Annotated in this window: 30 protein-coding genes and 1 riboswitch; of the genes, 25 read left to right on the top strand and 5 right to left on the bottom strand. The window is 38.6% G+C overall.

The window, feature by feature from the left end:
* Positions 1-250 precede the first annotated feature (250 nt).
* The 11 genes from MKX72_RS22770 to MKX72_RS22720 all read left to right on the top strand — a co-directional run bounded on the left by MKX72_RS22770 (position 251) and on the right by MKX72_RS22720 (position 11,379).
* Positions 251-745 carry a DUF4912 domain-containing protein gene (locus MKX72_RS22770; RefSeq protein WP_034271122.1) on the top strand — a complete coding sequence of 165 codons (495 nt, stop codon included), beginning with the start codon at positions 251-253 and terminating at the stop codon, positions 743-745.
* Entirely contained in the window at positions 738-3,056 is a 2,319-nt protein-coding gene (locus MKX72_RS22765; RefSeq protein WP_155007644.1) for a glycosyltransferase, read from the top strand. Before MKX72_RS22770 ends, MKX72_RS22765 begins: the two co-directional genes overlap by 8 nt.
* Entirely contained in the window at positions 3,053-5,332 is a 2,280-nt protein-coding gene (locus tag MKX72_RS22760; RefSeq protein WP_049166203.1) for a sugar phosphate nucleotidyltransferase, read from the top strand. Before MKX72_RS22765 ends, MKX72_RS22760 begins: the two co-directional genes overlap by 4 nt.
* A 242-nt stretch (positions 5,333-5,574) precedes the next feature.
* Positions 5,575-5,724, top strand: coding sequence for a 50S ribosomal protein L33 (gene rpmG / locus MKX72_RS22755; protein WP_013059189.1), 150 nt, complete (start codon positions 5,575-5,577; stop codon positions 5,722-5,724).
* Positions 5,725-5,772: 48 nt separating this feature from the next.
* The gene (locus MKX72_RS22750; protein WP_049166202.1) at positions 5,773-6,339 is read left to right on the top strand and encodes a 5-formyltetrahydrofolate cyclo-ligase; all 567 of its coding nucleotides are present in this window, start codon (positions 5,773-5,775) and stop codon (positions 6,337-6,339) included.
* On the top strand, positions 6,326-7,123 hold the full coding sequence (locus MKX72_RS22745) for a DUF92 domain-containing protein (RefSeq protein WP_047749836.1): 798 nt from the start codon (positions 6,326-6,328) through the stop codon (positions 7,121-7,123). Before MKX72_RS22750 ends, MKX72_RS22745 begins: the two co-directional genes overlap by 14 nt.
* Before the next feature lie 51 nt (positions 7,124-7,174).
* Positions 7,175-7,351: a hypothetical protein gene (locus MKX72_RS22740; RefSeq protein WP_013059186.1), complete on the top strand. Its 177-nt coding sequence runs from the start codon at positions 7,175-7,177 to the stop codon at positions 7,349-7,351.
* 134 nt (positions 7,352-7,485) lie between these two features.
* Positions 7,486-9,006 (top strand): rhomboid family protein, encoded by a 1,521-nt coding sequence (locus MKX72_RS22735; protein WP_155007645.1) that lies wholly within the window; start codon positions 7,486-7,488, stop codon positions 9,004-9,006.
* Positions 9,007-9,187: 181 nt separating this feature from the next.
* Positions 9,188-9,394, top strand: coding sequence for a YqgQ family protein (locus MKX72_RS22730; protein WP_028411617.1), 207 nt, complete (start codon positions 9,188-9,190; stop codon positions 9,392-9,394).
* Between the two features lie 2 nt (positions 9,395-9,396).
* Entirely contained in the window at positions 9,397-10,365 is a 969-nt protein-coding gene (locus MKX72_RS22725; protein WP_013059183.1) for an ROK family glucokinase, read from the top strand.
* 111 nt (positions 10,366-10,476) lie between these two features.
* Entirely contained in the window at positions 10,477-11,379 is a 903-nt protein-coding gene (locus tag MKX72_RS22720) for a M14 family metallopeptidase (protein WP_028411615.1), read from the top strand.
* A gap of 35 nt (positions 11,380-11,414) precedes the next feature.
* Here the strand turns inward: MKX72_RS22720 and MKX72_RS22715 are convergent, their stop codons facing one another.
* Entirely contained in the window at positions 11,415-11,591 is a 177-nt protein-coding gene (locus MKX72_RS22715; RefSeq protein WP_028411614.1) for a DUF2759 domain-containing protein, read from the bottom strand.
* A gap of 209 nt (positions 11,592-11,800) precedes the next feature.
* Here MKX72_RS22715 and MKX72_RS22710 point away from each other — a divergent pair, with 209 nt between their 5' ends.
* A complete protein-coding gene (locus MKX72_RS22710; RefSeq protein ID WP_028411613.1) occupies positions 11,801-12,433 on the top strand; it encodes an MBL fold metallo-hydrolase in 633 nt (210 codons plus the stop codon).
* A gap of 37 nt (positions 12,434-12,470) precedes the next feature.
* On the opposite strand, the gene MKX72_RS22705 is transcribed toward MKX72_RS22710, so the two are convergent.
* Complete coding sequence (locus MKX72_RS22705) at positions 12,471-12,707, bottom strand: DUF2626 domain-containing protein (RefSeq protein ID WP_013059179.1); 237 nt, start codon at positions 12,705-12,707, stop codon at positions 12,471-12,473.
* 261 nt (positions 12,708-12,968) lie between these two features.
* Between MKX72_RS22705 and MKX72_RS22700 the strand changes: the two genes are divergently transcribed.
* The 9 genes from MKX72_RS22700 (at position 12,969) to MKX72_RS22660 (ending at position 17,809) form a co-directional block, all read left to right on the top strand.
* Positions 12,969-13,352: a Spx/MgsR family RNA polymerase-binding regulatory protein gene (locus MKX72_RS22700; protein WP_028411612.1), complete on the top strand. Its 384-nt coding sequence runs from the start codon at positions 12,969-12,971 to the stop codon at positions 13,350-13,352.
* Positions 13,353-13,620: 268 nt separating this feature from the next.
* On the top strand, positions 13,621-14,673 hold the full coding sequence (gene comGA / locus MKX72_RS22695) for a competence type IV pilus ATPase ComGA (protein WP_028411611.1): 1,053 nt from the start codon (positions 13,621-13,623) through the stop codon (positions 14,671-14,673).
* Positions 14,664-15,710, top strand: coding sequence for a competence type IV pilus assembly protein ComGB (gene comGB / locus MKX72_RS22690; RefSeq protein WP_033579696.1), 1,047 nt, complete (start codon positions 14,664-14,666; stop codon positions 15,708-15,710). The genes comGA and comGB overlap by 10 nt, the downstream gene beginning before the upstream one ends.
* A gap of 14 nt (positions 15,711-15,724) precedes the next feature.
* Positions 15,725-16,036 (top strand): competence type IV pilus major pilin ComGC, encoded by a 312-nt coding sequence (comGC, locus tag MKX72_RS22685; protein ID WP_016765560.1) that lies wholly within the window; start codon positions 15,725-15,727, stop codon positions 16,034-16,036.
* Positions 16,023-16,460, top strand: coding sequence for a competence type IV pilus minor pilin ComGD (gene comGD / locus MKX72_RS22680; protein ID WP_016765559.1), 438 nt, complete (start codon positions 16,023-16,025; stop codon positions 16,458-16,460). The genes comGC and comGD overlap by 14 nt, the downstream gene beginning before the upstream one ends.
* Positions 16,444-16,782, top strand: a complete 339-nt coding sequence (locus tag MKX72_RS22675) for a type II secretion system protein (RefSeq protein ID WP_033579698.1) — start codon at positions 16,444-16,446, stop codon at positions 16,780-16,782. Before comGD ends, MKX72_RS22675 begins: the two co-directional genes overlap by 17 nt.
* Positions 16,779-17,216 carry a competence type IV pilus minor pilin ComGF gene (comGF, locus tag MKX72_RS22670; RefSeq protein ID WP_033579699.1) on the top strand — a complete coding sequence of 146 codons (438 nt, stop codon included), beginning with the start codon at positions 16,779-16,781 and terminating at the stop codon, positions 17,214-17,216. The genes MKX72_RS22675 and comGF overlap by 4 nt, the downstream gene beginning before the upstream one ends.
* Positions 17,206-17,580: a competence type IV pilus minor pilin ComGG gene (comGG, locus tag MKX72_RS22665; RefSeq protein WP_033579700.1), complete on the top strand. Its 375-nt coding sequence runs from the start codon at positions 17,206-17,208 to the stop codon at positions 17,578-17,580. Before comGF ends, comGG begins: the two co-directional genes overlap by 11 nt.
* 43 nt (positions 17,581-17,623) lie before the next feature.
* The gene (locus MKX72_RS22660) at positions 17,624-17,809 is read left to right on the top strand and encodes a YqzE family protein (RefSeq protein WP_013059170.1); all 186 of its coding nucleotides are present in this window, start codon (positions 17,624-17,626) and stop codon (positions 17,807-17,809) included.
* 23 nt (positions 17,810-17,832) lie between these two features.
* Here the strand turns inward: MKX72_RS22660 and MKX72_RS22655 are convergent, their stop codons facing one another.
* Both MKX72_RS22655 and MKX72_RS22650 read right to left on the bottom strand, forming a co-directional pair.
* Positions 17,833-18,657 (bottom strand): YqhG family protein, encoded by an 825-nt coding sequence (locus MKX72_RS22655; RefSeq protein ID WP_034271046.1) that lies wholly within the window; start codon positions 18,655-18,657, stop codon positions 17,833-17,835.
* The gene (locus MKX72_RS22650; RefSeq protein ID WP_034271042.1) at positions 18,644-20,317 is read right to left on the bottom strand and encodes a DEAD/DEAH box helicase; all 1,674 of its coding nucleotides are present in this window, start codon (positions 20,315-20,317) and stop codon (positions 18,644-18,646) included. Before MKX72_RS22650 ends, MKX72_RS22655 begins: the two co-directional genes overlap by 14 nt.
* 180 nt (positions 20,318-20,497) lie before the next feature.
* A riboswitch (glycine riboswitch) is annotated at positions 20,498-20,590 on the top strand.
* Positions 20,591-20,802: 212 nt separating this feature from the next.
* Here MKX72_RS22650 and gcvT point away from each other — a divergent pair.
* Genes gcvT through gcvPB form a run of 3 tightly spaced genes read left to right on the top strand, consistent with a single transcriptional unit; the run spans position 20,803 to position 24,741 of the window.
* Positions 20,803-21,903, top strand: a complete 1,101-nt coding sequence (gene gcvT, locus MKX72_RS22645) for a glycine cleavage system aminomethyltransferase GcvT (protein ID WP_098626961.1) — start codon at positions 20,803-20,805, stop codon at positions 21,901-21,903.
* A 20-nt stretch (positions 21,904-21,923) separates the two neighbouring features.
* Positions 21,924-23,270, top strand: coding sequence for an aminomethyl-transferring glycine dehydrogenase subunit GcvPA (gene gcvPA, locus MKX72_RS22640; RefSeq protein WP_033579704.1), 1,347 nt, complete (start codon positions 21,924-21,926; stop codon positions 23,268-23,270).
* Positions 23,263-24,741, top strand: coding sequence for an aminomethyl-transferring glycine dehydrogenase subunit GcvPB (gcvPB, locus tag MKX72_RS22635; protein WP_028411605.1), 1,479 nt, complete (start codon positions 23,263-23,265; stop codon positions 24,739-24,741). The genes gcvPA and gcvPB overlap by 8 nt, the downstream gene beginning before the upstream one ends.
* A 44-nt stretch (positions 24,742-24,785) precedes the next feature.
* On the opposite strand, the gene MKX72_RS22630 is transcribed toward gcvPB, so the two are convergent.
* Complete coding sequence (locus MKX72_RS22630) at positions 24,786-25,169, bottom strand: rhodanese-like domain-containing protein (RefSeq protein WP_014458235.1); 384 nt, start codon at positions 25,167-25,169, stop codon at positions 24,786-24,788.
* 229 nt (positions 25,170-25,398) lie between these two features.
* On the opposite strand from MKX72_RS22630, the gene MKX72_RS22625 reads away from it, so the two are divergent.
* Positions 25,399-26,232 (top strand): lipoate--protein ligase family protein, encoded by an 834-nt coding sequence (locus tag MKX72_RS22625; protein WP_013085005.1) that lies wholly within the window; start codon positions 25,399-25,401, stop codon positions 26,230-26,232.
* Positions 26,233-26,424: the final 192 nt, after the last annotated feature.

The raw sequence follows: 26,424 nt of genomic DNA, 5'->3' as shown, positions 1-26,424 counted from the left end.
TGCAGGAAAAGCGGAAGCGACGAGGAGGCTCATCGCCGCCCTCGGAAAGCGACATTTTGCACGGAAATCAACAGCGGTGTAACAAACGATTCATACGGGCCCATGCATCCAATTTGCTGGCCTGGATTTTTTAACACAAATCGACAAATTGCGTTTATTGTGGCAACTTTTTCTGAATGGTAAGATGTTAATAAGTTTATACGGCATTTATATGTAGAAAAAACAATCTAAGAAACGAAGTGATAAAACAGTGGCTCCTAATCTTATTCAAAACTTAAATGTGTGTATAGCTACTCAGCTTGACTCATCTCGTATTTATGTTCACTGGTCGTTTTCAGAGCATATTCGAGAAATGGTAGAAAGTATGTTTTCGACACGATGGGAAGAATTGAATCTAGCTATGTGTACGTATGATATAACAGGCCTTCATTTTAACGGCCATGAATCAAACCGCTATTATATGAAGGGTCTTACTCCTAAGCAAGACTTCATATTTATGAATAGCTTGGAAAGTGAGCGCACGTATGTAATAGATATTGGTATTCAAGATAAAGAAGGAAGTTTTTTTTCCCTTCTTCGTTCGAATCCGGTTTATTTGATGAAAGAACAGCATGAACAAGTGAATGTAACGTCGTTGAGCTGGATGTACGAACCTGTAAAAGTTCACCAGGGTGTTCAAAATGAATTTAGCACATATTCCTTATATTCAAATGACTTGGAGCAGGTGAAGAAGCAATATGAATAGTGATGACTGTATTCTTTTAACTTATATGCATTATCCGTTGCTACATGTACTTCAAGCAGAGAGTGAGTATCCGCTGTTTGAACAAGTAACGAACGAATTCATCCCTTTTTTAGATCAAATTGAGTCTGAAAAATTGATAGGTGCAACAGCTGTGATGTCTTGTGTATTTTTGAACGTATTAAACGACGAGGAGTTTAATACTCGTTACGCTCAGTATTTACACCAGTTTTCAAGCCGGCAGCATCAGAGAGCACTCACTTTTTTAAAAAAGTGGGACGGGAGCTTGTTCTCAGCCTGCAAATATTTCTTTCAGCATGACATGCTGGAATGTATTCCTACTACCGTAACGAACGCGTTCGTTTCCATCCTTAAAACAGAACAAACATTAAATCTCCAAATTACAGAAGCAATACGTGTTTTTCAACAGTTTTTTGAAAAAAAGCCCGTCGGTTTTTTTATACAGCAAGGAGAGTATACTCATCAAGTAGATATGCTCCTGAAATCTCATGAAATGCGCTACACCTTTGTGAAGTCATCAACAGATGAACTAAAAAAGTCCCCTGCTGGTATTATCTTGTTTCCATATCCTAAGCAAGGAAAACAAGTTGAGGAAGGAACAATGAATAAAGCGAGCGCTGTTTTGGATTTGAAAGCGAAGGACACGCTTGGCTTTCAGCGAATGCAAGCAGCAAGCGGTACATTTCAATATCCTTTAGATTACGCGAGGGATATACAGTTTCATCAAAACGAAACTCTTGCACTCTACGGTGCAACAAAAAGCGCCGAATTTGTCAGTGAGAACAATCAATTGTTTATTTCAACCGTACAGAAGTCAGAGGCGATGCTAGGTGTGATCGATTTTAAACATCCTAGCGTGGTGAATGCCATCTACCGACAGTGGCTCCTTTTAAGTAGCAGCGATTGGCTTTATACTTTTGAAAAAGTCAGAGGTGAATACGAAAGGCAAATAAAGCTGTTTGATTTTCTCTGTCACGAAGAGAATCCAAGGATGGATAGTGAAAACAGTTTTCTTTCAGGAAGTTCTTTTTTATACCCTGTAAAAGAGATAGAGCCGTCGGCTTTATCAGTAAATCAATATAAAGGCGGTCTCTCCATTTTAATGCTTGCATGGGAATTCCCTCCTCTAGTTATCGGAGGACTTGCACGACATGTATTTGATTTATCCAGAGCGTTAGCTAGAGCGGGCCATCACGTTAGTGTATTAACGACCTATGTAGAGGGGCTGCCGGAATATGAACGTTTATACGGTGTTCACGTTTACAGAGTTAAAAGCCTGCAGCCTCATCATCCGGATTTTTTGACATGGGTAAACAGTTTGAACGTGGCTATGGCTCTTAGAGGACTGCAGTTAGGCTACAAGCTGTCTTTTGACGTTATTCATGCTCATGACTGGCTTGTTGCATCCGCAGCAAAATGTTTAGCAGATAAAACGGATAGGCCGCTAATTACGACCATTCATGCGACAGAACATGGGCGCAATAATGGTATTCATAATGACATGCAGCAGAAAATTCACTTGCAAGAAGAGGAGCTGATTCGACAATCAAACTCAATCATTGTCTGCAGCGACTATATGAAGAAAGAATTAATCACTTTATTTCACGTAGAACAGGATAAAATTGCTATATTTCCAAATGGAATTGACAAGCAGCTGGTAGTCGACGCAGTAAATGAGCGGTTAAAAGAAAGTTTACAAAAGAAATATAATTTTAGAAAGGCCCCTATTATTTTTTCAATTGGACGAATTGTATATGAAAAAGGATTTCAGCTATTTATTGAAGCAGCGGAACTATTTAAGAAAAAACAAATAGATGTTCAATTTGTTGTGGCGGGAAAAGGGCCTTTACTTCATGAGTTTCGAACACAGGTAAGTGAAAAGCAATTAGACAAATACGTGTATTTTATTGGATACATTACCGATAACGAACGAAATCAGCTTCTTCAAGCTTGTAAAATGGTTGTTTTTCCAAGTCTATATGAACCTTTTGGAATTGTGGCTTTAGAGGGGATGGTAGCCAAGAAGCCAACCATCGTTGCGGATACAGGAGGTCTAAGCGATATTGTTTCACATTTCGACACGGGCCTGACGTTTGCCAGAGGAGATACGCTCGAATTAATCAACTGTATTGAATTTTTGTTAAAAAATGAAAAAATAGCTGCGAAAATCAGCGAAAATGGGTATAGAAAAGCAACAACGATGTTTAGCTGGGAGAAAATCGCTATTGATACAAGTAAGCTGTTTCAACATCACATTTGCCAGGATAAAAAAAGGAGGGAGGCAAAAAATTGAAAGCCATTATACTTGCTGGCGGTAAAGGAACAAGACTGCAGCCCTTGACCTATACGATTCCAAAGCCTATGCTGCCGCTTTACGATAAACCTGTGATGGAATATAGCATTGAACTGCTTAAGAAACATGGAATTACAGAGATTGGGATTACGCTGCAGTATAGGCATGAACAAATTATTGAATACTTTGGGGATGGCTCTCAGTGGGGAGTGACGCTTACTTATTTTATCGAAAAAGAGCCTCTTGGAACAGCGGGCGGAATTAAGCGAGCAGAGGCCTTTATTGAGGAAGACTGTATTATTATTAGTGGAGATGCCTTAACAGAAATTAATCTTCAAGACGTTATTCATTTTCATTATGAACAAAAAAGCGAAATGACCATTGTTACAAAAGAAGTAAACGACGTGCGGGGTTATGGAGTGGTGACGATAGATGAAGGGAATCGAGTCACGGGATTTGTAGAGAAACCGACCTACGAACAGGCCAATAGCCGATTGATTAATACGGGAGTGTATGTGATCAAAAAATCCGTTCTTGATTACGTGAATTCTTATGGTCCTACAGATTTTAGCTTTGACATTATCCCGCTTCTTTTGGAATATAATCATACTGTGTGCAGTTTTGTAACAGAGGATTATTGGATTGATATTGGGCAAATCCACCATTATCGTCAAGCACACTATGATCTGTGGAGCAAGTGGTTTGGCGATAGACAGGAAAGTATTGTCTCAGATGACGCGCTTATAGAAGAAGGGGTGACTGTTTACGATCCGGTTTACGTAGGAGAAAATGTGGTGATTAGAAAAGGTGCTTCAATTGGTCCTTACACGATTATCGGAACCAATAGTATCATAGAAGCACATGCTGCAATCGATAAAACGATTTTGCTTCAAAACGTAACGGTGGGGGCAGAATCGTTTTTATACAACGCTACGATAGGTCCGTATGTAAATGTTCAAGCAATGACTACGTATGTCCAAGATACAGTAGCTGAAAATCAAGTGCTACCTCAACTTTCTGTAAAGCCAGATGTTTCTATCTTCAAAAACGGTCGCCTGTATGTACATTCATCTGTTGATCGAGAAAGACTATACAATGCGTTATTACTTGTATGCAAACATCAAGGATCGTTCTGTCTAGCAAGCGATGATGAAGGAGAAGCCACTCAACTTCGCAAAGAATGCTTTTCTTTTTTACGGAGTAATCATTCAGCTGTGTATGATATTAAAAAAGAAGCTCTTCCGGTATTTCGATATTACATGATGACTTCACAAGCGAGCATTGGTATTTATATTGGTGTGGATAGCAAAAACAGCGGTCTGTTTTTAGAAATATATGATAATAAAGGACAATTAGTTAATCAGCTTATTGAAAAAAAGATTGAGCGGATGTATCTTCAAGCTAAAAAAGCAAACATAACGACTTCTGTTTCACTTAAAGAAACAAGCATAGGAAATATCAGGGAAGAATATTGTGATGCTTTAGTAAAATCAATTAATCAGCATGTTTTATTAGAAGACAGTACGCGGATTGGTGTGATTTGTTCACCGTTTATACAGGAAGTTGTCGAATTATTATGTAAGCGTCTTCGTATCCATGTGTTATTTTTAAACAAGTGGGAGAAAACAGAAGAAACCAAACGAATAATTAAACGAAATAAGCTGTCTTTTTGTATTCAGATTAAAGAAGATGGAGAAACATTTGCTCTATATGATGAAAAAGGCTGCAGCGTAAATGACTCAGAAATTATGTCGCTTTATATTTATAGCGTATACATGACAAAAAAAGTAGCATTCGTTCCTATTCCTATACACTATTCATCCACATTAGAAACATTTGCTCAATCTCTCAATCAATCATTTATGAGGACAAAAGCAAAAAAACGTGATTTGCTTAGTCTTTTGGGGCCTGTTCAATTTCAGTTAGATGCCATGTACGCTTTATGTCAGCTGATCGAATTAATTATGGTGCAGCAGCGGAAAATTTCTGAAATGATTCAATATGTCCCCCACGCTTATATGAACTGGCGCTATATTTCATGTCCGCTAGAAATTCAAGAACAAGTGATGAAGAAGTTATTAGAAGAAGCAATCGGTAAACAAGTGTATGTCATTGATGGTTTAAAAATTTACCATGATCCTCATGAATGGACGCTTATTTTGCCCGATGGTCACTTGCCTGTATTAAATATTTATTCAGAGGCGTTAAATACTCAGACTGCCAAGAAGCTGTCGGCATATTTTGTAGAAAAAATACAAGAATATCAAAGAGTGTAAATAATGGATTTTATTTAAAAGAAAGGAAGTACGCCTCTCATAAAAAGAGTTCCGCCTATTTTAAGAAACTTCATCTATATATAAGGCGTAGCAGAGAAGGAGCTCAGGACTCTAAGAGGAAAGAAAAAGTGAAGAAATGAAATTAAATGACTTTCTTCAAAAAAACAGACTGGCATTTCCTTTCGAAAAATGATATTATATTAAAGTCTGATTTATGTTTATAATGTTTGGAGGGAAAATAGATGCGCGTAAACGTTACATTAGCTTGCACTGAAACTGGTGACCGTAATTACATTACAACTAAAAACAAGCGTAATAACCCAGATCGTCTTGAGTTAAAAAAATACAGCCCAAGACTTAAAAAAGTTACACTTCATCGTGAAACAAAGTAAGCAGTAGGAGTACAATCCTGCTGTTTTTTTTTATAGGGGGGAATTAAAATGAAATCTCATCTGCGCAAAGAGATGAAGCGCGTTCTTAATTTAATTTCTGAAGAGCAGCACGAGGCACATTCAACGAGCATAGCAAATGCACTGTATGAAACTTGTTTATGGAAAGAGGCTAGAGTCATTGCAGCTACGGTTTCAAGAAATAAAGAAGTTAATACGAAAGCCATCATTGAACGGGCTTGGAAAGATGGAAAGAAAGTAGCTGTTCCAAAATGCAACCCCACAACATCTCAAATGGTTTTCTACGAGATTACGAATTTTTCACAGCTTGAAACAGTGTACTACGGGTTAGCCGAACCAATTGTTGAAGAAACGGTTCCCATTTCAAAATCTTCAATTGATTTACTCCTTGTGCCTGGCGTGGTATATAGCAAGAATGGATATCGTATCGGCTATGGAGGCGGCTATTACGATCGTTATTTAACAGATTATACCGGACAGAAGCTAAGCCTTGCGTTTGATTGTCAAGTCGTTTCAGAGGTTCCATATGAATCTCATGATATTCCCGTTGAATATATTTTGACAGAGAAGGAGCTTATTTGCTGTGAATCCGTTTGATGCTGTCATGATAATCGTGATATTACTCATGGCAGGAGCGGGCTACATAGCAAAAGCACTGACAGTATCGGGAGCCTGCATGTCTTTCATCGTAGGAGCGAGCGTTTATATCGGTTTTTCGCTTCAAGGTTTTTTACTCTTACTCTTATTTTTTAGCACTTCTACGTTGTGTAGTAAGTATAAAAAAGAAAAAAAACGCGCATTAGAAGAAAAGCTAGAGAAGCACGACAGGCGAGATTACATTCAAGTCCTTGCTAATGGAGGTGTAGCTGCTGCTTGCGGTTTGTTATATGCTGCAACAGCTTTGCCTGTTTACATGTGGATGTTTATGATTAGTATCTCAGCTGCTAATGCTGACACATGGGCATCTGAAATAGGGTCTCTTAGTAAGAAGCCGCCGTTTTACATTTGGACGTTAAAGAGAGTAGAAGCGGGTACTTCAGGAGCCGTTTCACTTTTAGGTACAGCAGCCGGAGCAGCCGGAGCTTTTCTTATTGCTGCCGCTTGTTATTTTGCTTTTCCATCCGTATCGCTGAGTAGTATATTGCTAGTTGGGTGCTTTGGTTTTATTGGAAACGCTATAGACACTCTTCTTGGAGCAAGTGTGCAAGTTCGCTTTCGCTGTCAAAGCTGCGGTATTGAAACGGAACGGAAAGATCATTGCGGCAAGCCAACCGTAAAAGAAAAAGGAATAACGTTCTTTAACAATGATGTTGTGAACCTTGCCGCTATTTTGCTTGCTGCTTTTACAGGCGGAATCCTTATCCTGCTTTTACCTATATAAGAGCATAAAATGTTCGTCACAGGAGCAAAGTAAACGTAAGGAGGCTTGAAAATGAGACATATTGTATTAGTACTTACGCTTTTAGTTGTTGGAACGCTGGGCTACCAAATGAGATACCGTGTTTTAAATTCGCTGTTTGGAAATTCATTTATCCGCAGTCTAGCTGTTCGTTCATTTTTTAATTTGCCGTTTGTTCGGGATCGTTTAATGAAGCAGGTCTTCCGCTAAGAGCGAAAGATACATAAAAAACACCTTACAGACATGTAAGGTGTTTTTTCGTAGAAAAAGAAAAAGGGAAAATCGTTGCTTTTTTCCTGGCTTTCTGCCATCTTTACATATAGAGAGTGTGAGGAGGTGACTATTTGTCTAGGCAAGATTTTTATTATTTGCAGGTGGCACAGCAATTGCTTGGCCATTCTTCATATGAGCTGATTTCGATGAAAGCTGATGCTTCAGAGCTATGGTTTCAATCTCACTATCGCAAAGATAAGTCAATAATCCGCATAGTCCGCCGTAATTTCAAATCAGTCGTTGAGCAGCAAAAAGATGTATTGTATGCATTACAAAGAGCTGAGAATGTGCGAAAGCAGAGCGGTAAATCAACGCTTACTCTTAACACAATTTACTTTGCTGATTTTGATCCTTTTTATACAGAGCAGTCCTTAGAAAGTGCGCCGAGTCCCTCTAAAGTGAATAGTTATGTTGAACAACTAACGGCAGAGAAAGCAAGCGCTTATGAACCTCTATTCGAACGGCTGGGTCTTACATTAGAAAGCGCAGACAATTTCTCTTCCGAAGAAGAAGCTCAGCGGATAGAACAGTGGAAACATAAAATTGTGCTTTTTGTGCAGAAAAAACAAAGCGAAGAACAGCAAATAGCTGGATACGGAAAGCCTATTTTTACATATATATTTTTAGCGATGCAAATCTTAATGTTTCTATTTCTGGAGTGGAAAAGCAGTACGCAAAATACGCTCACTCTGATTCAATACGGAGCTAAATATAACCCCTTAATTATAGAAGGCGAATGGTGGCGTTTTTTTACACCTATAATTTTGCATATAGGACTTCTGCATTTGCTTATGAATAGTGTAGCCCTGTATTATTTAGGAACGCTTGTAGAGAGGATATATGGCAGCGGGCGTTTTGTCTTTATTTATATATTTGCCGGGTTTGCAGGATCTCTAGGAAGTTTTATATGGAATACGTCTATTTCCGCAGGAGCCTCAGGGGCCATTTTCGGTTGCTTTGGAGCTTTACTGTTTTTAGCAAGAACAAATCCACGCTTCTTTTTTCGAACAATGGGATCGAGTTTCATTATCATCATTGTGATTAACTTGATTTTTGGATTTGTTGCGCCGAACGTCGATAATGCAGGGCATATTGGCGGTTTGGTTGGCGGATTTTTAGCTGCAAGCATCGTCAGTTTACCGAAACAAAAAAAGCTGTATATTCAGATTCCGGCTTTCATTTGCACGCTTTTATTAGTAGGAAGTCTGCTTTTTTATGGATATCATGAGCGTTCTGTTTATCAAGATGAGCCATATGCACTCAGCGTAGCGGCTACGTATCTTCAGCAGAAGCAGTATGAAGAAGCAAAAGACGCCATCAAGCTTTTTATTGAAAAAGGGACAAGCAATAGTGACATATATTTTATCAGTGCTAGCGCAGAACTTTATCTTGAAAATTATAAAGAAGCTAAACAGCAATTGAATCAGGCTGTAAAGTATGATTCAACTTTTCATGAGGCGTATTACAATTTAGCTTTGGTGAATATAAAACTGAACGATATTTCAGCGGCCACACAAAATATCGACAAAGCAATTGCGCTTGAACCACAAAGTAAAAAATATGAAAAGCTGAAGCAACAGCTAGAAAATTAAAACTGTTGAATGACGAATTTAATATTTTATACTTTACTATTGTGAGAACGTTTACTAGAATATTAATATGTAGACCTAGCAGTGGGCGTTAAATACGGCCGCTGTTTATGACTGAATGACTGTTGAGTTATCTCAAAATAAATGAATCATATCACCTAGAAAATAGGATAAAGGTGACAGAATGAATACGTTATATGATGTACAACAATTATTAAAGTCCTTCGGCATTTTTATATACGTAGGCGATCGTACTGCTGATTTAGAGCTGATGGAAGCGGAAGTAAAAGAATTATATCAGTCTAATTTGATTGATGTACGTGATTACCAAATGGCAATTCTTTTGCTTCGTCGAGAGTTAAAACAACAAAAAGAGAAAAAGGATGAATGAACATGGATGACAAATGGTTAGTTGGAGTTGATTTAGGCGGTACAACAATAAAAATGGCCTTTATTAATCATTATGGAGAAATCATTCACAAGTGGGAAATTAATACGGATGTGAGCGAGCAAGGCCGTAAAATTCCAACAGATATTGCAAAAGCAATTGATAAAAAGTTAAACGATCTTGGAGAAGTAAAGTCAAGGTTGGTGGGAATTGGTATTGGTGCACCGGGGCCTGTCAACTTTGCAAACGGTTCGATTGAAGTAGCTGTCAATTTAGGTTGGGAAAAATTCCCTATCAAAGATATCTTGGAAGTAGAAACTTCTCTTCCTGTTGTAGTAGACAATGATGCAAATATTGCAGCCATTGGAGAAATGTGGAAAGGTGCTGGAGACGGAGCAAAAGATTTGCTGTGCGTTACGCTTGGTACAGGTGTTGGCGGCGGTGTCATTGCCAACGGTGAAATTGTACAAGGCGTAAATGGAGCAGCTGGTGAGATTGGCCACATCACATCTATTCCTGAAGGCGGGGCACCGTGTAACTGCGGCAAAACCGGCTGTTTAGAAACAATTGCTTCAGCAACTGGGATTGTACGTTTAACGATGGAAGAGTTAACGGAAACGGACAAACCAAGTGAGCTTCGCACAGTGTTAGAACAAAACGGACAAGTTACATCTAAAGATGTATTTGATGCAGCTCGTTCAAAAGACGAGTTAGCTATGCATGTTGTAGATAAAGTTGCCTTTCATTTAGGCCTAGCACTAGCAAACTCTGCTAATGCATTAAACCCTGAGAAAATCGTTCTAGGTGGCGGTGTGTCTCGTGCAGGCGAGGTATTACTTGCACCGGTAAGAGATTATTTCAAACGTTTTGCATTTCCTCGCGTAGCGCAAGGTGCTGAGCTAGCAATCGCTACTTTAGGAAACGATGCGGGAATTATTGGAGGAGCTTGGTTAGTTAAATCTTATTTTGAATAATAAGCATGAATCTAACTGAGATAAAAAAGCGCTTTGACTAAATGTCAAAGCGCTTTTTTATCATGCATCTTTTCAATCTTTACATATACATAGTGTAAAGGAGTGAAGATTATGCGAATTATAGATATCCAAAAGCCTTACGATTACAAGCGAACCATAAAAGACATACAAACACTTTTGACTTATTATCCCTATGGTTCTCTTGAATGGATAGGGTGCAGCGTGCTTGGAAAGCCGATTCCTCATATTTTAATTGGAAACGGAAAGAGAAAGGTTCATATCAATGCGTCGTTTCATGCTAATGAATGGATTACGACAAATGTTCTTCTACAGTTTATGGAAGATTATTTAGCTGCTCTTCATTATGATCAGGCGTTGAACGGGCAAGATTCAAGAGCTCTTTTTAATCAAATTACGCTTTCTGCAGTTCCAATTGTTAACCCAGACGGAGTAGATCTGGTCTTAAAAGGTCCTGGTGTAGGCGAACCTTATGCGTCTTTTCTTTCTAAAATAGGGAGAGATTTTCCGGATTTTCAAAGCTGGAAAGCAAATATCCGAGGGGTGGACTTAAACAATCAGTTTCCGGCTTATTGGGAAATCGAAAAAAAGCGTAAAGAACCTAAAGCGCCGCATTATCGAGATTTTCCAGGCTATGAATCTCTCTCTGAACCTGAAGCTCAGGCAATGGTAAAACTCGTTGAGCGTCATGATTTTGATTGTGTGATTGCTTTACATACCCAAGGAGAAGAATTTTATTGGGGGTATATGAATGAAGAGCCTGAGGAAGCAGAGGAAATAGCAAGCTATTTTGAAAGGGTAAGCGGTTATAAAGCTGTCAAAACGATTGATAGTCACGCGGGATTTAAGGATTGGTTTATTTTAGAAAAGAAAAAGCTGGGGTTCACCCTAGAATTGGGAAAAGGGATTAATCCGCTGCCTTTATCTCAAATATCGCGCGTATATAATCCGACTAAAGCTATTTTAGTTGCGGCAATGGATTATCTGTCTATTTAAAAAGCCATGCAAAGCATATGCTTTGCATGGCTTTTTTAATGATGTACCGCCGGATAGCCGTGATGTATGATTGTCATCACGGTAAACCATCCGAATACACCGAATGTTAGTACCGAAAAACCAATGCCTAATATGTTTTTATTTCTCAAAGATGAAATAGCTGCAAATACGCCTAGCAATGTTGTTAGTGCAAAAATAATCATAAGACCCACTCGAAGAAACCTCCTTTAGGTAACTTAAAATTAAAGCGCTATCATTAGCTTATCCCTTCAATTGTAAAACTTTTCTAACCGTTTGTCGAGATGAAAACCAATCTTTCTTTTGCTTCTTTGGCTTAGAAAGGTCCTTACTTTCATTTATAAGATGATGTGTGTATGATAATGCATATAACGGAAATAAATTTACACAAGGAGGACACATTATGAACTATCATCGTATACCGCTAGGACCTATTCAAACGAATTGTTATGTCGTTGCTAACGAAAAAAAAGAATGTTTAATTTTTGATCCGGGAGCTCAGGGAAAACAGCTCGTTGAATTTCTCGAAAAACAAACGTATAAACCATTAGCTATTTTGCTGACACACGCTCATTTCGATCACATTGGAGGAGTAGATGAGGTGATGAATCACTACTCTATCCCGCTTTATGTACATAAAAACGAAAAAGAATGGCTTCATAATAGTGACTTAAACGGGTCGAAATTTTTTGACCTAGGAGAAATTACAGCTCCAGATGCAACCGATATTATTTCATCAGAAGGCAATTTAACAATCGGTTCATTCCAATTTGAGGTGTATGAAACGCCTGGTCATTCTCCTGGCAGCGTTTCATATTATTTCAAACCGGGTAACTTTGTAGTATCTGGTGACGCGCTTTTTGCAGGCGGCATCGGGCGCACAGATTTACCTGGAGGTAATCAAGCTCAGCTGTTAGAAAGCATCGAATCGAAATTGCTGTCCCTTCCAGAAGATACGCTTGTACTAAGCGGTCACGGACCTGAAACAACTGTGGGACACGAAATGGATCAAAATCCTTTTCTAAATGGGTTTTAAGAATACAAAAAGCGATGGAAGCCCATCGCTTTTCTCTTTACTGTCCTGGTGTCATCATAAAAGTTGACCAGTACGTGAACCCCACAAAAAAGACGGTCAAATATGCTCCAAAAACGTAAATGTACATTCTTTCAGACAGCTTTAAATAACTAAGAATTACAAAAAAGCCTGTTTGAGCTAAAAAGAGTAAAGAAGTCTTATGCATGTGACCGAGGTAAAACATTACAGTGAAAATTGCTGTCCAGAACCCCATTACACGGTACATTCGTTCCACGTCCATTTCCTCCTTTATCAAACTTAGTTAGTGTCATGATGAATGTCATCGCTGTGTAAGCACTAGAAAGCACTTATGAAACTATATCGATACTTTTCCATTATAATACATCCTTTCTTTCCTGAAAACGCTATCTTTTCCTTGAAATACGACAGAAGAAAAAAAGTTATACAAAACGTATGCAAAATACTGTACAAAGGTTATACAAAACGTGTACAATGTATATAAACAATCTATAACTAAAAAACGGGAGGGTTTCATATGGAAGAAATTAAATTTTATACGTACCCGAGCTGTACATCATGTCGTAAAACGAAAAAGTGGCTAGTGAAGGAAGATGTAAATTTTAAAGAGCGTCATTTATTTAGAGAAACACCTACTCATAAAGAAATGCTTGAACTTCTTTCTATGACAACAGAAGGGATGGATGAACTTCTTGCTAAAAGAAGTCAGGAATATAAAAAGTTAAATGTTGATGTGGACAGCATGACGTTATCACAAGTAGTCAATCTATTAATTGAACATCCTCGTTTGCTTCGCCGCCCCATTTTAACGGATGGCAAAAAGCTTGTAGTAGGTTATAACGAATCTGCACTTAAAAATTTGGTCAAGAAAAAAACAAGTCTTGCGTCTCTAGTTGTGTAAGCATACATGATGAAGAAGCTCAATTCAGTAAATAACGAATAAAACGACAGCGTAGAGTTTTACATCACGTTGTCTTTTTTTATGTAATCGTTTAGAGGTGTACAGAAGTTGTACATCGTGTACAAGGACTGAAGCGAAGAAAAGAAGCGTATACGAAAAAAATTATAAAAATGAAAAAAGAAGGAGGAAAATCTCGAAAAAGGTCGAAATTACTGTTTCTAGGTGTTTTAAGAATCATCTTCATTACAAATAAAGGAGTGATGATCGTTTGACCGAAATTGAACAGTTTGCTACTTACGTTATACGAGATGCATGTGAGTGTCGAAGTTCTGATGTGCATATTGTGCCCCGAAAGAAAGATGCTGTGATTCAGCTGCGAATTGACCAGGAGCTTATTTTAAAGAGGGTTATTTCAAAGGAAATGTCTGAACGGCTCATTTCGCATTTTAAATTTTTAGGGGGAATGGATATTGGGGAGCGCAGAAAACCTCAAAATGGTGCATTGACCACTTCCGTTGATCACTATCAAGTAAATTTGCGTTTATCAACTCTTCCTACTTCTCATGATGAAAGTCTTGTTATTCGGCTTTTGCCTCATCAACAATCTACCTCTCTCAAACATTTATCTCTTTTTCCTGAACATACTAAAAAGCTTATTTCTCTCTTGAAATTCTCTCATGGATTAATTATTTTTACCGGTCCTACAGGATCAGGTAAAACCACTACTCTATATACTCTTTTACACGAAGTAAAGCACCTTTTTAATCGAAATGTTATTACACTAGAAGATCCTATTGAAAAACCGAGTGAAACCGTGCTTCAAGTGCAGGTAAATGAACGCGCAGGGATTACGTATACGACTGGTTTAAAAGCTATATTGCGCCATGATCCAGACATTATCATGGTGGGAGAAATAAGAGATAGTGAGACCGCCAAAATTGCTGTGAGAGCAGCGCTTACCGGACACTTGGTTTTGACAACGATGCATACTAAAGATACAAAAGGATCTTTGTACAGGCTGCTTGAGTTTGGCGTTAGCTTTCAAGAAATGGAGCAGACTCTTGTAGCAGTAGCTGCACAGCGTCTTGTAGAAATTCGCTGTCCGCTGTGTTCGGGAAAATGCCACCCTGCTTGTAAAAAAATGAGGAAGCATCGTCAGTCCAGCATATACGAATTGCTTTATGGCAAGGAGCTTAGCGCAGTGATGAGAGAAGTGAAAGGAGAAAATGCGGATTATGATTATAAGACGCTCCGAGATGTTATTCTAAAAGGAATCGCGCTAGGCTATTTATATCCGCATTCGCTAGACGGATGGGGGTAAAGACAAATAGACAAAAAAGGTGGTCTCTAGCTCAGCAAGCAAAAATTCTTAAGCAGGTCTCCAAGCTCTTAGAAAAAGGCTACACTCTTTCTCAAGCTCTTTCATTTTTGACGTTTCAAGTATCTAACAAAGAAAAAACGGATATTGAAAAATGTCTTGAGCAGTTAAAACGAGGAGAATCTTTGCACGATGCTTTTGTTAAACTTCAGTTTCACCGTGATATTTTAAGCTATTTATATTTTGCGGAACAGCATGGAAACCTTCAATTTGCTTTAAAAGAAAGTAGCTCAATGATTGAAGAAAAAGTAAGGCATCGTAAAAAATTTCAAAAGCTTGTTCAATATCCCGTATTGCTACTTCTGTTTATTCTTTCCATTTTATTTGTTTTAAGTACGGTTTTACTTCCGCAGTTTGAAGCTCTGTACTTATCCTTTGGAAACAAGCAGTCTTCGTTTATCCTCTTATTTATGCAGGCGATGTCGTTCTTTCCTTTTGTGTTACCTGCAGTCATCAGTATGCCAATCATCCTTTATTTGTTTTATGTAATTTACATTAAAAAATTGCCTCCAGTAGTTCAAATGCAGCTTTTTATGAGAGTTCCCGTTATCCGAACGTTCACACGACTATTTAACTCCTACTTTTTTTCTGTTCATATGAGCAATTTATTAAACGGTGGTTTATCTATTTATGAATGTTTTGCTCTTTTTCAAAAGCAGGAGCATCATCCGTTCTTTCAAGTGGAAGCTTTTGCTTTTACAGATCAACTTTCCTCAGGAATGCGATTAGATCATATCGTTTCAGCTAAATCTCATTATGAAAAAGACTTGGCTCATGTTATTGTGCATGGCCAGCAGAACGGTGAGCTTTCTCAAGAGCTGTATGATTACAGTCTATTTATGATGGAAAGAATGGAACAATTTATTTTTCGTATTTTAAAATATGTACAGCCGCTTACATTTTTGTTCATCGGAATGGTCATTCTGCTTATGTATATGTCCGTTATGCTTCCGATGTTAGAAGTGATGTCGAGCTTGTAGAAGGGTGAAAGAATATGATTCTAAAAGGTAATAAAGGGTTTACCCTTATTGAAATGTTAATCGTTATGCTCGTTATTACCGTGCTTTTGCTCATTATGATTCCAAATGTATTAAAGCATAATACGGTTATTAACAACAAAGGCTGCTCAGCTCTTGTCAAAACCGTAGAGGCTGAGGTACAAGTATATGAGCTTGAAAACGGCGAAAAACCAAGTCTAGAAGAGCTTGAAGCAGGAGGCTACTTAAAAGAAGGCACCGTGTGTCCAAATGGTCAAGCTATTCAAATTGACGGTACCGGAAAGGTTACGGCTAGTGGTTCTTCTTAAGCAAAAAGGATTTACCCTCATTGAGATGCTGATGGTTTTATTTATTGTGCAAGTGATGATGTTTTCCATTATCGTAACCATTCGGCCGCTTGTGGAATATTACAAAATCACATTATTCTTGCGACAGCTGCAAAGCGACACGTTTTATGTGCAGCAGACAGCCATGAACCGAGAATCTCCAATTAAAATTAACTTCGCACCGAAGGGAACAGAATATATTGTTTCTGATTCTCGTGCCGTTCTTTATAAGCGCGCCTATGATTCCACCATTCATATCACGTTTGGAAGCGGCAATTCCACGATACAATACAACAAAAACGGCAATATTTCTCAAGCAAAGACCATTTTTATCAGCAGTCAAAAGTTTAAATACAAAGTTACTTTTCAAATAGGTAGAGGGCGTTTTTATGTGGACAAGATGTAAGGGTCAGCAGGGCTATACCTTGTTAGAAATGCTTGTTTCATTTAGCATGCTTTTACTCCTAACCGGTACAATTATTCCTTTGTATGTTCAGATGAAGGAAGAAGAAAAGAAGCAATATGTTTCGTATCAAGCTGATGCTATCTTACACGAAGAACTATTGAAATATAAATATGAAACAGGATATAAACGGCGAGAAAAAATCGTAAAAGAAAACGTTGTGTTTTATCTGAAGTGGAACGGAGAAAGTGCTCAAAAGCTTTGTGTAGAATGGACAGATTCGGCTGATAAAATGAAAAAGAAGTGTGATGTGATGTTGAAGTGAAAAGTGAAAAAGGCTTTACGCTTGTAGAGATGTTAGTCAGTTTTGCTCTTTTTTTGATCATTGTTTCATTTTTCCCCATTATCATTCCGCTAGCTAAGCAAACATATAATCCAGACTTTAGTATGAATGAAATGGAGTGGGAAATTTTTGTGAATCAACTTGCTATGGAATATCGAGAAGCAAAAGAAGTGAGAATTCATGCGACTACGCTTACGTTGAAAATGGAAAATAATCAGATCATCACTTATGAACGATACGAAGACAAGATAAGAAGACGAGTGGATGAAAGCGGTCATGAAGTTGTGCTGCAGCATATTAAGAATATCATGTATGAACAGCAAAAAGAAAGGCTGCTGATTCGTTCAACAGACGGTGTTAACAAAGTTAGAGAAGAAACCATTACGACGTTTTTGATGCTTGCTTATGAAACATAATGAGCAAGGGTTTATTCTCCCGGTTGTGTTGGCATTTTGTGCGCTTTTTCTTCTGTTAGTAGCTCAGCAAACTACTTATTTTGTGACGAAAAGTTCATTTTATCAAGAAGTAGAGCAGAAAAATCGTCTGCAGCATCTTTTAGAAAACGCGGTTGTACATGTAAAAAAAGAAATAAAAGAACATAATAAATCTCCATCTGCACCCTTAGTGTTAGAAACGGGTACGGTTTCATACGACGTAGTAAGTGAAGATGAACAGATGATTATCCTAAAAATAAAGTGTCAAACACTGCAAGGAAGAGCATTGACAGAAACCGCATATATTCAAAAAAAGGATCAGCACATTGTGAAGTGGACGGATTAAGTCTCTTTCTCTCCGGATATAATAGTGCTGAGGAGATGATTATATGAAAACGAATGATTATGTAAAATATATGACTCAGCAATTTGTACAATATATGGATCAGCCAAAAGAAGAGAGGAAAACGAAAAAGATTCAAAAAAAAGAAGAGCGAGCACCTTTTGCGAACAGATGGTTTGGAATGATTCCGCTGTCGTTTATGCTGTGGTACCGAAAGAAAAAAGAAAGATGAGCATATCATATGCTCATCTTTTTTTAACCGACTTGTGTTTTATTAAATTGACGTGACATCGTTTCGGGCGATATGTAAAATAAGCCACCGTTTATAAACTTAAATAAGATGGTCGGTTCGTACAGCTCTTGAAGCGCTGTTTTTTCGGTCATATATATTTCTGGCAGCTCTTCTGCTGTTTCGTAAAAATGATCAAGCAGTGCTAAGTCTTCGTACCATCTTTCCTGCGCTTTTTCTGCCCATTCAGTCGGTTGAGTTTTAACGTAGTCAGTCACGTATGATGTGAGTCGTGCAATCGCACTTTTCGGCTTAATAAAAGGTGAAAGAGTAAAGCAATAGTCCGAGATTTTAGATGATAAATTTTGATTAATGATTGATTCATGAAATGATTCAACGATTTGTCCGTTAATTAAATTAATGCCAAGCGACAAGAGCTCATCCTTTTTACGGTCGCATTTGTATGAGACTTTAATATTTAACGCAAGCCAAGGGTGTAAAGGCTGATTTGTTGGTTGAGCTGATGAAACTTGTTCATACAGATGAATAAACCCGCCTAGCTTTTGAGTAGAAGCGAAAATTTGATGCAGCCTAGGTGAGCCAAAATGAATTCGTTCTCCTTGAACAGAATCGTCTTCAAACGCGGGATCTGTAATGAAAGTGAGTGAAGCAGGATTTGCTTCTCCGCCTGTCTTTTCAACATAATGCCAATAAAATGGACGATTCATCAACTCTTTGTCAAGTTCGATTGTTAATTGAACCTTTAGATAAGATGGTGTTTCTGTGACAATAGAACAATTATTAGCTAGAAAGTAACGCTTTAAAAATTGATGAATATCAGTTTGCTGCATGCTGATCCTCCTCGCTGTCTTCGTATTGAATAATAGACGTCAAGTTCTCCATTTTGATTTTTATTTCTCCTTCACTCCGTGAATGAAATAAAATATCTTGAATATGCTCTTCGATATTTTTTAAATCAAGCTTTGTTAAAATATCATCTAACTCTCCAACAACTCGTTCAAAAAGGTTTATTTTTTCGTATAACAATTTTAAAATATGTTCTTCGACCGTATGTTGAATCGCTAAATTGTAAATGTGAACATCATGTTTTTGACCTAAACGATGTACCCTTCCAATTCGCTGTTCTAGACGCATTGGATTCCACGGTAGATCATAGTTAATAATATGATGACAAAACTGAAGGTTGATTCCTTCTCCGCCCGCTTCAGTGGCAATAAATACTTGCGCGTGGCTTTCAAAAAGCTGCTTCATCCAGTCTTTTTTACCTCGCTTAAATCCTCCTCTAAACGGTACAGAGGTAATTCCATGCTGTTTTAAATACCACTGTAAGTACAGTTGAGTTGCTCTGTACTCAGTGAAAATAATAACTTTGTCATCAATTTTTTGAACGAGTTCCAGAACTTTTTCTGCTTTTGCATTTTGCGGCACTTGCTGAAGTAGTTGCATTAACGGAGTAATCATATGTTCCGTTAATGCGCTGTTTTGATCTTCCTGACGTTCCAGCATGTTTTTTAATGTCATATACACCGCTTCACGGCTGCTGCAGGCCTCTCGCTGCAGGGTTAAAATTGAAAAAGCACTTGAAGGGTGCAGTCCGTTTCCTTTAAAAGACGTAATCGCATCGTATAGCTCGCGTTCTTTCGGTGAAAATTCAACAGGAATGGTTTGAACAATTCGCTTCGTCCATTCGATACCAGTATCATGGCGGCGATTTCGAATCATAACTTTGTTAACAAGCTCTTTTAAGTGCTCATCGTTTTGCAAAGATCGTTTTTTAGCAGAAAATAATTCTTCGAAATAGTCTTTATTGCCGAGATGGCCAGGCTTTAAAAGAGAGACTAAGTTGAAAATTTCTTCAATTCGATTTTGAATCGGTGTTGCGGTTAGCAACAGACAAAATTTCTTTTTCAGGCTTTGAACAAATTCATAGTTTTTTGTTTTGTTGTTTTTAAGTTTATGAGCTTCATCAATGATGATGAGGTCGTAGTCTTGTTCTAGCACAATTTCTCGATGAGGGGAACGTTTTGCTGTATCAATTGAAGATACAACGATGTCACACTGATCCCACACATATGATTTTCTTTGAGGGACCGCGGGAATATAAAATTTTTGATTCAATTCCATAGCCCACTGTGAAACAAGCGAAGCTGGAACTAAAATGAGAACTTTTTTAACAAGCCCGCGAATCATATATTCCTTCAAAATTAACCCTGCTTCAATCGTTTTCCCTAGTCCTACTTCATCTGCTAAAATGGCTTTCCCATTCATTGTTTCGACTACTTGTTTGGCTACTTCGAGCTGATGAGGAAGCGGCGTTAAATCGGCTAGATGTGTTGGGCTTTGTAGCCCTTCAAATTCTGAGATAAGCGTTTGGTCTTCTATTTCATAGGCAAGTTTATACAAATCCCATGCAGACCAAGGGCCGTCTTGCTCCAATTTAGTTGAGAAGGCTGCTTCCCATGTTTCATCGATGTTTAATTTCACTTTCATGATAAAAATGCTCCTTTGTAAAAAATTTTTATTGAACAAATGATAAGAATCAGGTAGGATAAAAATATATTTAGAAAATTTGAAAAAGAAAATAGATTAGCACTTTACAAATGATTGTGTGAATAAAGATAGATACATCTTTCAGTAGTATGCCCAACTTTACCAACTTTATAGAAGCGAATGACGACACGGGGAGAGACTACTTGAATGTAGCGCCGAAGGAGCAAGCAATAAAATTGTGAATCTCTCAGGCAAAAAGACTCTTGTTTGACGCAGCTCTGGAGAGTGTCTATGCGTTTATAGACCACCCACGAGGCAAACCTATTCGTTTATAGGTAAACTTTCAGGTGAAAAGGACAGAGACTTCCTACTAAATACAGTAGGGGGTTTTCTGTCCTTTTTTGTTTGGATACATAGTGATCCCCACACTATTTGAAAACTCCCCGTTATGAAAAGTTTCACGTGAAAAAGAGGAGGACATAAATATGACAACAGAATTACACAAAACGCCGCTTTATGATACCTATCAAAGATATGGTGCCAAAACAATTGATTTTGGAGGATGGGCTCTTCCCGTTCAATTTTCTTCTATTAAAGAAGAGCATGAAGCTGTACGTACAAAGGCAGGTCTTTTTGATGTCTCTCATATGGGAGAAATTCTTGTGACAGGAGCTGATAGCTTAGCTTTTCTTCAGCATACGATGACAAATGACGTTTCTACCCTTGTAGATGGAAAAGCGCAGTATACGGCTATGTGTTATGAAGACGGAGGCACGGTAGATGATTTGCTGATTTACAAAAAAGCAGATCAAGAGTATTTGCTGGTCGTAAACGCTGCTAATATTCAAAAAGACTATGAGTGGCTTGTGTCTCACAAGCAAAAAGATGTAACGCTCGTTAATCAATCTGATGAAACTGCGCAGCTAGCATTACAAGGTCCTTTAGCAGAAAAAGTTTTACAAACGTTAACGAATGAAAATTTAGCTTCATTAAAGCCATTTACATTTGCTGATGATGTAGAAGTAGCGAATGTAAATGCTCTCGTTTCACGTACTGGATATACCGGAGAAGATGGTTTTGAAATTTATTGTTCTTCAGCTGACGCCTCTCACTTGTGGACGGCTATTTTAGAAGCAGGAAGTGAGGACGGTGTGTTGCCTTGCGGACTAGGAGCTCGCGATACGCTTCGTTTTGAAGCTACTTTGGCTTTATATGGCCAAGAGCTTTCAAAAGATATTACGCCCATTGAAGCTCGAATTGGATTTGCAGTAAAGACGAACAAAGACAGCTTTATTGGAAAAGAAGTGTTAAAAGAACAGCGTGAAAGCGGGGCACCTCGTAAGCTGGTAGGAATTGAAATGATTGATAAAGGTATACCAAGACACGGTTACGAAGTATTTGCAGATGAAGAACAAATTGGATTTGTGACAACAGGTACACAGTCACCGACATTAAAGAAAAACATCGGTTTAGCGCTATTATCAGCAGAGTATACAGAGCTTGGTCAAGAAGTGGAAGTGCAGGTTCGGAAAAAACGCTTAAAAGCAAAAGTGGTTTCAACACCTTTTTATAAACGTTCAAAGTAAGCTTTGGGGAGGAATTTAACATGTTACATCGCTATTTACCAATGACAGAACAAGATCAGCAGCAAATGTTAGCAGCAATTGGTGTTTCATCCGTTGATGATTTATTTTCAGATATTCCGCAGCGCGTTCGTTTTCAAGGAGAATACAATATTAAAAAAGCGGCTTCAGAGCCTCAGCTGTTAAAAGAATTAAATAATATGGCTGCAAAAAATGCTCATTTGAAAGAATATTCTTCTTTTTTAGGAGCGGGAGTTTATGATCATTACATGCCGGTTATTGTTGACCATGTTATTTCTCGTTCGGAATTTTATACTGCCTATACTCCGTATCAGCCAGAAATTTCTCAAGGAGAACTTCAGGCCATCTTTGAATTTCAAACAATGATTTGTGAGTTAACGGGGATGGACGTGGCCAATTCTTCTATGTATGACGGAGGAACTGCTTTAGCAGAAGCCGCTATGCTCAGTGCGGGTCAAACGAAAAAGAAAAAAGTACTTGTCTCTGCGGCCGTTCACCCTGAGTCAAAAGATGTGTTAAAAACGTATGCGAAGGGTCAATATATTGAAGTGGTAGAAATCCCTGCAGCAGACGGCGTAACAGATATGATTGCATTAGAAAAAGAGATGGGAAGTGACGTGGCAGCTGTTATTGTCCAGTATCCAAATTTCTACGGACAAATCGAGCCGTTAAAAGAAATTGAAGAAATTACTCATCAAGAAAAATGTATGTTTGTGGTTTCAAGCAATCCTTTATCATTAGGTTTACTTACGCCTCCTGGAGAATTTGGAGCTGATATTGTCATTGGAGATGCACAGCCATTTGGTATTCCAAGTCAATTTGGAGGCCCGCACTGCGGATACTTTGCAACTACGTCTAAGCTTATGCGGAAAATTCCAGGACGATTAGTAGGGCAAACGGTGGATGAAAACGGTAAGCGAGGGTTTGTTTTAACCCTTCAAGCTCGTGAGCAGCATATACGCCGTGATAAAGCGACGTCTAACATTTGTTCAAATCAAGCGTTAAATGCTTTAGCGGCATCAGTTGCCATGACAGCTTTAGGCAAGCAAGGTGTAAAAGAAATGGCGCTGCAAAACTTATCAAAAACGCATTATGCATATGAAGCGTTAAAGGCAAAAGGAGTAAATGTAGCATTTGAAGGACCGTTTTTTAACGAATTAGTCGTGAAGCTTCCTGTTTCGGTAACAGAAGCAAACAATCATTTATTAGCATCAAAAATAATTGGCGGTTATGATCTTAGCCGTGATAACCAAGCGCTTGAAAATCACATGCTGCTTGCTTTTACAGAACTCCGTACAAAAGAGGAAATTGACCAACTTGTAAATGAATTGGGGGATCTTCATGCTTAATCAAAATCAATCACTTATTTTTGAAAGCAGTAAAGAAGGGCGAATCGGCTATTCATTGCCGGAGTTAGATGTTCCGCAAGTAAATGCTGAAGAGCTGCTTGGAAAAGCGTATGTCCGTACCGAAGCTCCTGAGCTTCCTGAAGTATCAGAACTCGATATTATGCGTCATTACACCGCGCTTTCAAAACGAAATCACGGAGTGGACTCAGGGTTTTATCCGCTTGGTTCATGTACGATGAAATATAATCCAAAAGTGAATGAACAAGCAGCACGCATTGCTGGGTTAGCGCATATTCATCCGCTTCAAGATGAGCAAACGGTTCAAGGTGCTCTCGAACTTTTATATGATTTACAAGAGCATTTAACAGAAATTACGGGAATGGATGAAGTAACACTTCAGCCAGCAGCGGGTGCTCATGGCGAGTGGACCGGGCTTATGATGATTCGTGCCTATCATGAAGCAAATGGTGAGACGCAGCGAACAAAAGTCATTGTTCCAGACTCAGCTCACGGAACGAACCCTGCTTCGGCAACAGTTGCGGGATTTGAAACGGTAACGGTAAAATCAAATGAACATGGTTTAGTGGACTTAGAGGATTTACGCCGCGTAGTGGGAGAAGATACAGCCGCTTTAATGTTAACAAACCCAAATACGCTAGGGTTATTTGAAGAAGATATTTTAGAAATGGCTGAAATTGTTCACGCAGCAGGTGGAAAACTTTATTATGATGGTGCAAATTTAAACGCAGTATTAAGCAAAGCTCGTCCTGGAGATATGGGATTTGACGTTGTTCATTTAAATCTTCATAAAACCTTTACAGGTCCTCATGGAGGCGGCGGTCCTGGTTCTGGTCCGGTAGGGGTAAAAGCAGATTTAATTCCGTATCTGCCTAAACCAGTGCTTGTGAAAACAGAACAAGGCTATCACTTTGACTATAACCGTCCTCAGTCAATTGGACGCGTAAAGCCGTTTTACGGCAACTTCGGTATCAACGTTCGCGCTTATACGTATATTCGTTCAATGGGTCCAGACGGCTTAAAAGCCGTAACGGAAAACGCTGTGCTAAATGCCAACTATATGATGCGTCGTTTAGCAGAACACTATGAGCTGCCGTTTGACCGTCACTGTAAGCACGAATTTGTTTTATCAGGAAAACGTCAGAAAAAGCTTGGCGTGCGCACATTGGATATCGCGAAACGACTGCTTGATTTTGGCTATCATCCGCCGACTATCTACTTTCCTCTTATCGTAGAAGAGTGCATGATGATCGAACCAACGGAAACGGAGTCGAAAGAAACGCTAGATGCGTTTATCGATGCGATGATTCAAATTGCAAAAGAAGCAGAAGAGACGCCTGAACTCGTACAGGAAGCTCCGCATACAACGGTTGTGAAGCGCCTTGACGAAACGCTGGCAGCGAGAAAACCAGTTCTTCGCTATCAGAAAGAACAGGCTGTTCAAAACGTCTAACAAAAAACCTCGCCCAAAGGCGAGGTTTTTCTATATACATACCATTATTTTTTCTTTTTCACTTTACCGTTCCACATTTTGAAGCCGCCTTTTAAATCATAGATTTCTTTAACACCGTGGCGACGAAGCATTTGTGCTGCGCGTCCTGTGCGCATTCCGCTTTGACAATAGATGTAGACAGGCTGATCTGAACGAAATTCTTTAATGCGCATACGGAACTGTGACAGAGGAATATTTCGTGCGCCTAAAATATGTCCGTTTTCGAATTCATTCGGTTCACGAATATCAACTAGCTGTGCCTTGCGGTAGCCGCTGCGGAATTCTTCTTCAGTTAACGTTTTCATAATGCGACGTTGGACAAAGAACATAACGACAGAGTATATGATGATTACTCCAAGTAAAATGAGTACTGCTGTAATTGCTGACATGCTGATTCTTCCTTTCTTCGACAAAATCCATACTCTTATTATATAAGTGAATGAAATTAGAAGTAAAGCGATTTTGCCTTGAATCTAGCGGATTTCTTCCCGAAAATGAAAAAACTACCACATTTGAATTCGCAGTTTTATGTTGCTCTTTGCTTTTCCTTAGCTCAATCTTTTGGTAGACTAAAAAACGGATTTATTTTTATATTACATATAGCTGAGGATGAGGTAGATGAAAGCAAAGTGGAGATTTATTGATTCCAACAACCGTTCGCCTTATTACAATATGGCGTTAGATGAAGCGTTATTAGAATGGCATAGTAAAGGGGAAATTCCACCTACGATTCGTTTTTACGGATGGAACCCTCCAACGCTGTCGATCGGTTATTTTCAAAAAGCTGAAAAAGAAATTAACTTTGATAAAGTAAAAGAATTAGGATTAGGCTTTGTGAGACGTCCAACGGGCGGCAGGGGCGTGCTTCATGATGAAGAGCTTACTTACAGCGTCATTGTATCTGAAGAGTATCCTAATATGCCTAAGACAGTTACAGAGGCATATCGCGTCATCTCTGAAGGTTTACTGGAAGGATTTCGTTCGTTAGGGCTCGAGGCTTATTTTGCTATTCCTCGTTCAGAAGAAGAAAAAAATAGCTTAAAAAACCCTCGTTCGTCCGTGTGCTTTGATGCTCCTTCTTGGTATGAACTTGTTGTAGAGGGCCGCAAAATTGCTGGAAGTGCCCAAACTAGACAAAAAGGAGTTATTCTACAGCACGGCTCTATTCTGTTAGAGATTGATGAAGATAAATTATTCAGCGTGTTTAATTATCCAAATGACCGCGTGAAAGAAAGAATGCAGCGCGCATTTCGTTCTAAAGCGGTAGCGATCAATGCAATTGCGGGCCGCAAAATTTCTATCGAAGAAGCAAAAGAAGCGTTTTATAAAGGATTTGCTTCTGCTCTTGATATCGATTTAGAACCGTATACACTGTCTGAAGAAGAGGAAGCATATGTAGAAGAACTAGCGCGCACAAAGTACGGATCGGATGAATGGAACTTTAAGCGCTAAACGAATGCGGATGGTAAATAGATAAAAGTGCAACTTCTTATAAGTTGCACTTTTTATTGGGATTTTTAGAAACAATGCTTGGCTAATAGAATACATAGGGAAGAAAAGTCAAACACTTTTTTTACGAAAAAAAAAATATTTCACTTGACACCCTTCTATATGTAGATGTTTGGAGAAGTGTCAAATACTATA

It is taken from the genome of Priestia sp. FSL R5-0597, assembly GCF_038006305.1.
GTDB lineage: Bacteria > Bacillota > Bacilli > Bacillales > Bacillaceae_H > Priestia > Priestia zanthoxyli.
This window is presented reverse-complemented; position numbering and strand designations above follow the sequence as displayed.

What these genes read in the sequence shown, in the direction of transcription:
- gcvPA (WP_033579704.1), top strand. Translation starts at nt 21,924, where the DNA reads ATGTTACATCGCTATTTACCAATGACAGAACAAGATCAGCAGCAAATG.
- MKX72_RS22675 (WP_033579698.1), top strand. Translation starts at nt 16,444, where the DNA reads ATGTGGACAAGATGTAAGGGTCAGCAGGGCTATACCTTGTTAGAAATG.
- MKX72_RS22710 (WP_028411613.1), top strand. Translation starts at nt 11,801, where the DNA reads ATGAACTATCATCGTATACCGCTAGGACCTATTCAAACGAATTGTTAT.
- comGG (WP_033579700.1), top strand. Translation starts at nt 17,206, where the DNA reads ATGAAACATAATGAGCAAGGGTTTATTCTCCCGGTTGTGTTGGCATTT.
- MKX72_RS22720 (WP_028411615.1), top strand. Translation starts at nt 10,477, where the DNA reads ATGCGAATTATAGATATCCAAAAGCCTTACGATTACAAGCGAACCATA.
- MKX72_RS22660 (WP_013059170.1), top strand. Translation starts at nt 17,624, where the DNA reads ATGAAAACGAATGATTATGTAAAATATATGACTCAGCAATTTGTACAA.
- gcvT (WP_098626961.1), top strand. Translation starts at nt 20,803, where the DNA reads ATGACAACAGAATTACACAAAACGCCGCTTTATGATACCTATCAAAGA.
- MKX72_RS22655 (WP_034271046.1), bottom strand. Translation starts at nt 18,657, where the DNA reads ATGCAGCAAACTGATATTCATCAATTTTTAAAGCGTTACTTTCTAGCT.
- comGC (WP_016765560.1), top strand. Translation starts at nt 15,725, where the DNA reads ATGATTCTAAAAGGTAATAAAGGGTTTACCCTTATTGAAATGTTAATC.
- comGB (WP_033579696.1), top strand. Translation starts at nt 14,664, where the DNA reads ATGGGGGTAAAGACAAATAGACAAAAAAGGTGGTCTCTAGCTCAGCAA.
- MKX72_RS22740 (WP_013059186.1), top strand. Translation starts at nt 7,175, where the DNA reads ATGAGACATATTGTATTAGTACTTACGCTTTTAGTTGTTGGAACGCTG.
- MKX72_RS22630 (WP_014458235.1), bottom strand. Translation starts at nt 25,169, where the DNA reads ATGTCAGCAATTACAGCAGTACTCATTTTACTTGGAGTAATCATCATA.
- gcvPB (WP_028411605.1), top strand. Translation starts at nt 23,263, where the DNA reads ATGCTTAATCAAAATCAATCACTTATTTTTGAAAGCAGTAAAGAAGGG.
- MKX72_RS22625 (WP_013085005.1), top strand. Translation starts at nt 25,399, where the DNA reads ATGAAAGCAAAGTGGAGATTTATTGATTCCAACAACCGTTCGCCTTAT.
- MKX72_RS22750 (WP_049166202.1), top strand. Translation starts at nt 5,773, where the DNA reads ATGAAATCTCATCTGCGCAAAGAGATGAAGCGCGTTCTTAATTTAATT.
- MKX72_RS22765 (WP_155007644.1), top strand. Translation starts at nt 738, where the DNA reads ATGAATAGTGATGACTGTATTCTTTTAACTTATATGCATTATCCGTTG.
- MKX72_RS22650 (WP_034271042.1), bottom strand. Translation starts at nt 20,317, where the DNA reads ATGAAAGTGAAATTAAACATCGATGAAACATGGGAAGCAGCCTTCTCA.
- MKX72_RS22700 (WP_028411612.1), top strand. Translation starts at nt 12,969, where the DNA reads ATGGAAGAAATTAAATTTTATACGTACCCGAGCTGTACATCATGTCGT.
- MKX72_RS22730 (WP_028411617.1), top strand. Translation starts at nt 9,188, where the DNA reads ATGAATACGTTATATGATGTACAACAATTATTAAAGTCCTTCGGCATT.
- rpmG (WP_013059189.1), top strand. Translation starts at nt 5,575, where the DNA reads ATGCGCGTAAACGTTACATTAGCTTGCACTGAAACTGGTGACCGTAAT.
- MKX72_RS22725 (WP_013059183.1), top strand. Translation starts at nt 9,397, where the DNA reads ATGGATGACAAATGGTTAGTTGGAGTTGATTTAGGCGGTACAACAATA.